We start from the raw sequence: 4,487 nt of genomic DNA, 5'->3' as shown, positions 1-4,487 counted from the left end.
TGACAAGCTTAGGCTTGAAATTCACGGGAACTTCTGGTTCAGGAACCTTCACTTTTACTCCTGCGACTGGAACAGCGGCTACCAGTTCAAGTGTGACAATCAATGCAGGAGCAGCCACCAAATTAGTAGTAACGGGATCAGGTACTCAAACCGCAGGTGGGTCACAAACGGTGACGGTAACGGCCCAAGATGCTAATGGTAATACGGCAACAACTTATTCTGGAGCAAAAAGTATCACTATTTCAGGTGCCAATAATTCAACTAATCCAAGTACTATTCCAACTTTTGCTGGAACCAATTTTGGTACATCAGCCAACTTGACTTTTACCGCAGGGGTAGCTACGGGTACCATGATATTGTATAAGGCAGAATCGGCAACGATTTCTGCTAATGATGGAACTATTTCCTCTACAGGAGGAGATCGTTTATCAGTAAATGTAAGTGCAAGTAGCCTATCTAAATTCTTATCAGATTTAAATGGTCCTCAAATCACTGGATTAGCTTGGACAGGAACAAATACCTTAACCGCTCAAGATGCTTATGGTAATACGGTCAATTATAATGCGAGTAGCAATGCGGTTACCGTAACAAATTCCCTAGGAGGAGTAGTTAGTGGTTTAGGTTCTGGTACGAATAATGTGCTAAACCAAGCAGGTGATTTTGTCAATGGTGTAGCTGATTTAACGGCATTAGGCATTAAATATACAGGTGTTTCAGGTTCTGGGACCTTTACCTTTACTTCTACGACAGGTGGATTTACAGGCAATGATATTGTGGTAATTAATTCGGGTGCTGCCACTAAATTGGTAGTAACGGGTTCAAGTACTCAAACAGCAGGAGGGGCCCAAACATTGACCATTACGGCGAAGGATGCTAGTGGAAATACAGCCACTACATATACTGGAAATAAATCAATTACTTTCTCTGGGGCGAATAGTTCATTGAGTCCTGCTACTGTACCAACTGTTGCAGGAACGGATTTTGGATCAACGACAACGTTAAACTTTAGTTCTGGGGTAGCCACAGGTTCTTTGGGTTTATATCAAGCCGAAGCTGCTACAATTGCTGCTACAGATGGCACTATCTCTTCCACTGGGGGGGATCGTTTGTCGGTTACAGTGAGTCCATCTACCATGACGAAATTGGCGGTAAGTCTGACTAGCCCTCAAATCAATGGTACAGCTTTCACAGGTACCAATACCTTAACAGCACAAGATGTTTATGGAAATACAGTAACCAGCTTTAGTGCTGCGGTGAATAATGTGACGGTTACAACAACTTTAACAGGTGCTATCTCTGGATTATCAGGAACTAATGTACTAAATAATGGATCTGACTTTACTAGTGGGGTAGCTAATTTGACTAGTTTAGGCTTGAAATTCACGGGAACTTCTGGTTCTGGAACATTTACTTTTAGTCCAGCGACAGGTACTGCTGCAACCAGTTCTAGTGTTACTGTCACTCCAGGAGCAGCTACCAAATTGGTTGTAACAGGAAGCAGCACTCAAACTGCCGGAGGTTCACAAACTATAACTTTAAGCGCCAAGGATGCGAGTGGAAATACGGTTACGGCTTATTCTGGAGCTAAAAACATTACTTTCTCTGGAGCCTTAGCTTCACCAAGTCCTGCTACAAATCCTACGGTTGCGGGTACCAACTTTGGCACAGCCACAAGTATGACCTTTACAGCGGGTGTGGCAACAGGATCGATGATATTGTACAAAGCAGAATCTGCTACTGTCAATGCTACCGATGGAACGATTAATTCCAATACAGGTGGAACCTTGAATGTGACGGTAAGTCCTGACGTTTTCTCGAAATTGGCCGTTAGCCTAACGAGTCCACAGATTAATGGAACAGCCTTTACAGGAACGAATACCTTGACAGCGCAAGATACTTATGGCAATACAGTAACTTCTTTTGCAGCCAATACCAACAATGTGACTGTGACAAGTACATTGACAGGAACCATTAGTGGATTAGGTTCAGGAGTAAATAACGTGTTGAACCAAGCAGGCGATTTCAGCAGTGGAGTAGCTAACTTGACGAGTCTAGGATTGAAATTTACGGGAACTTCGGGTGCCGGTACCTTTACTTTTACCCCAGCGACCGGAACGGCAGCAACTAGTTCAAGCATAACCATGAACCCAGGTGAAGCCACGAAATTGGTAGTGACTGGGTCAAGTACACAAACAGCTGGTGGGGCGCAGACAGTTACAGTAACGGCACAAGATGCCAACAGTAATACAGTCACGACTTATACAGGAGCTAAAAACATTACTTTCTCAGGAGCACTAGCTTCTCCAAGTCCAGCTACTACTCCAACGGTAGCAGGTACCAATTTTGGAACAGCGACTAGTTTGACCTTTACGGCGGGCGTGGCAACAGGATCTATGGTCTTATACAAAGCCGAAGCAGCTACTATTTCCGCTACGGATGGTACGATTCTATCAACAGGAGGAAATAGATTATCAGTTACGGTTTCCCCTGCTGGTTTAGACAAATTTGCTGTTTCGTTAACTTCACCACAAACCAATGGTATTGCCTTTACTGGAACCAATACCATTACGGCACAAGATGCTTATGGTAATACAGTAACGAGCTTTAATGCTGCTACTGATAACATTACAGCTACAGGTACATTATCTGGAGTTATTTCTGGATTATCTGGTGGTAATGTCATGAATAGCGCTGGTGATTTTGTGAATGGTGTAGCCAATGTAACGGGTCAATTAACCTTTACAGGTGCGATCGGAACGGGTTCCGCCATCTTCACTTCTGTATCCGGTAAAACAGGTTCAGCCAATGGCGACATAGTAGCTGGAGCCGCCACTAAATTAGTGATTACAGGTAATGCCTCTCAAACAGCAGGTGGTACTCAGTCGATTACCTTAACTGCCAAAGATATCAGTGGAAATACGGCCTTAACGTATACAGGAGATAAGTCATTGACTTTCTCGGGAGCATTAAGTTCTTCTAGCCCAGTTACAGCGCCTACGGTTTCAGACAAAAATGCCAGTGCTGTGAATTTTGGTACAGCTACTGTAGTAACCTTCAGCAGTGGTGTGGCTACGGCTAACTTAAAATTATACAAAGCAGAAGCTGCGATAATTGCTACAACTGACGGTTCGATTGTAGCTGCTGGTGCTGATCGTTTATCTGTGACAGTTGCAGAAGCTAGCTTCAGTAAATTGGCAGTTAGTTTAACGAGTCCACAAATTAACGGAACAGCCTTTACTGGAACCAATACCGTCACAGCCCAAGATGCCTATGGAAACACGGTAACGAGTTTCAATCCATCAGGTAATAATATCACGGTTAGCACGAGTTTAACAGGAAGTATCAGTGGATTAGGATCGGGAGGAAATAACGTACTGAACCAGGCAGGCGACTTTACTAGTGGAGTCGCGAACCTAACTAGCTTAGGCTTGACCTTCACAGGAACCTCAAGTGCAGGAACCTTCACCTTTACCCCAGCCACAGGAACTGCGGTAACAAGTACCAGCATCACGGTGAATCCTGGTACAGCTACTAAGTTCGTTATAACAGGTACAGGTACGCAAACAGCAGGAGGTGCGCAGACCATTACTGTCACAGCCAAAGATGTCAGTGGAAATACAGATACAGGATACACAGGAACGCATAATATTACATTCTCAGGTGCAGCAAGTTCTCCTAGTCCTGTGACGGTTCCTACCGTAGCAGGTTCCAACTTTGGTATTGAAACTGGATTAAACTTTAGTAATGGGGTGGCGACTGCTAGTATGGTCTTGTACAAAGCAGAAAGTGCTACCATAGCCGCTACCGACGGTACCTTGTTGGCAGCAGGAGGGGACCGCTTATCAGTAACGGTTAGCCCAGCCACTTACAGTAAATTGGCGGTTAGTTTAGCAACCCCACAAGTGAACGGAGTAGGCTTTACTGGAACGAATACCTTGACGGCACAAGATGCCTATGGAAATACGGTAGCTAGCTTTGATGCTAGTGCGAATAATGTGACGGTAACAACAACCTTAACAGGAGCCATCACGGGATTATCAGGCACGAATAAACTAAGTAGTGCCGGCGACTTTACAGCCGGAGTGGCGAATTTGACGAGTCAATTGATTTTCACAGGAACAGTAGGTACTGGAACATTTACATTTACTCCACAATCCGGAACCGCAGTTACAAGTGGCTCTGTTTCTATCAGTGCTGGAGCCGCTACCAAATTAGTAGTAACAGGAACAAGTTCTCAAACTGCTGGAGCTGCTCAAACAATTTCTATCACGGCTAAAGATGCTCAAGGAAATACAGTAATAGGATATACGGGTTCACATACGATAACTTTCTCTGGAGCCAATAGCTCTAGTAGTCCAGTCACAGCGCCAACCGTTGCGGGTACCGATTTAGGAACAGGAACAAGCTTGACCTTTACGAATGGGGTAGCGACAGCTTCCATGGTATTGTACAAAGCCGAATCTGCTACTATTGCCGCCACAGACGGA

At 44.6% G+C, this 4,487-nt stretch carries 1 protein-coding gene; it reads left to right on the top strand.

From position 1 onward, the window contains the following. A partial coding sequence (locus tag EWU23_RS13675; RefSeq protein WP_166233167.1) for a beta strand repeat-containing protein occupies positions 1-4,487 on the top strand: 4,487 nt, incomplete at both ends.

The organism is Aquirufa beregesia (assembly GCF_011090385.1).
Classification (GTDB): Bacteria; Bacteroidota; Bacteroidia; order Cytophagales; family Spirosomataceae; genus Aquirufa; species Aquirufa beregesia.
This window is presented reverse-complemented; position numbering and strand designations above follow the sequence as displayed.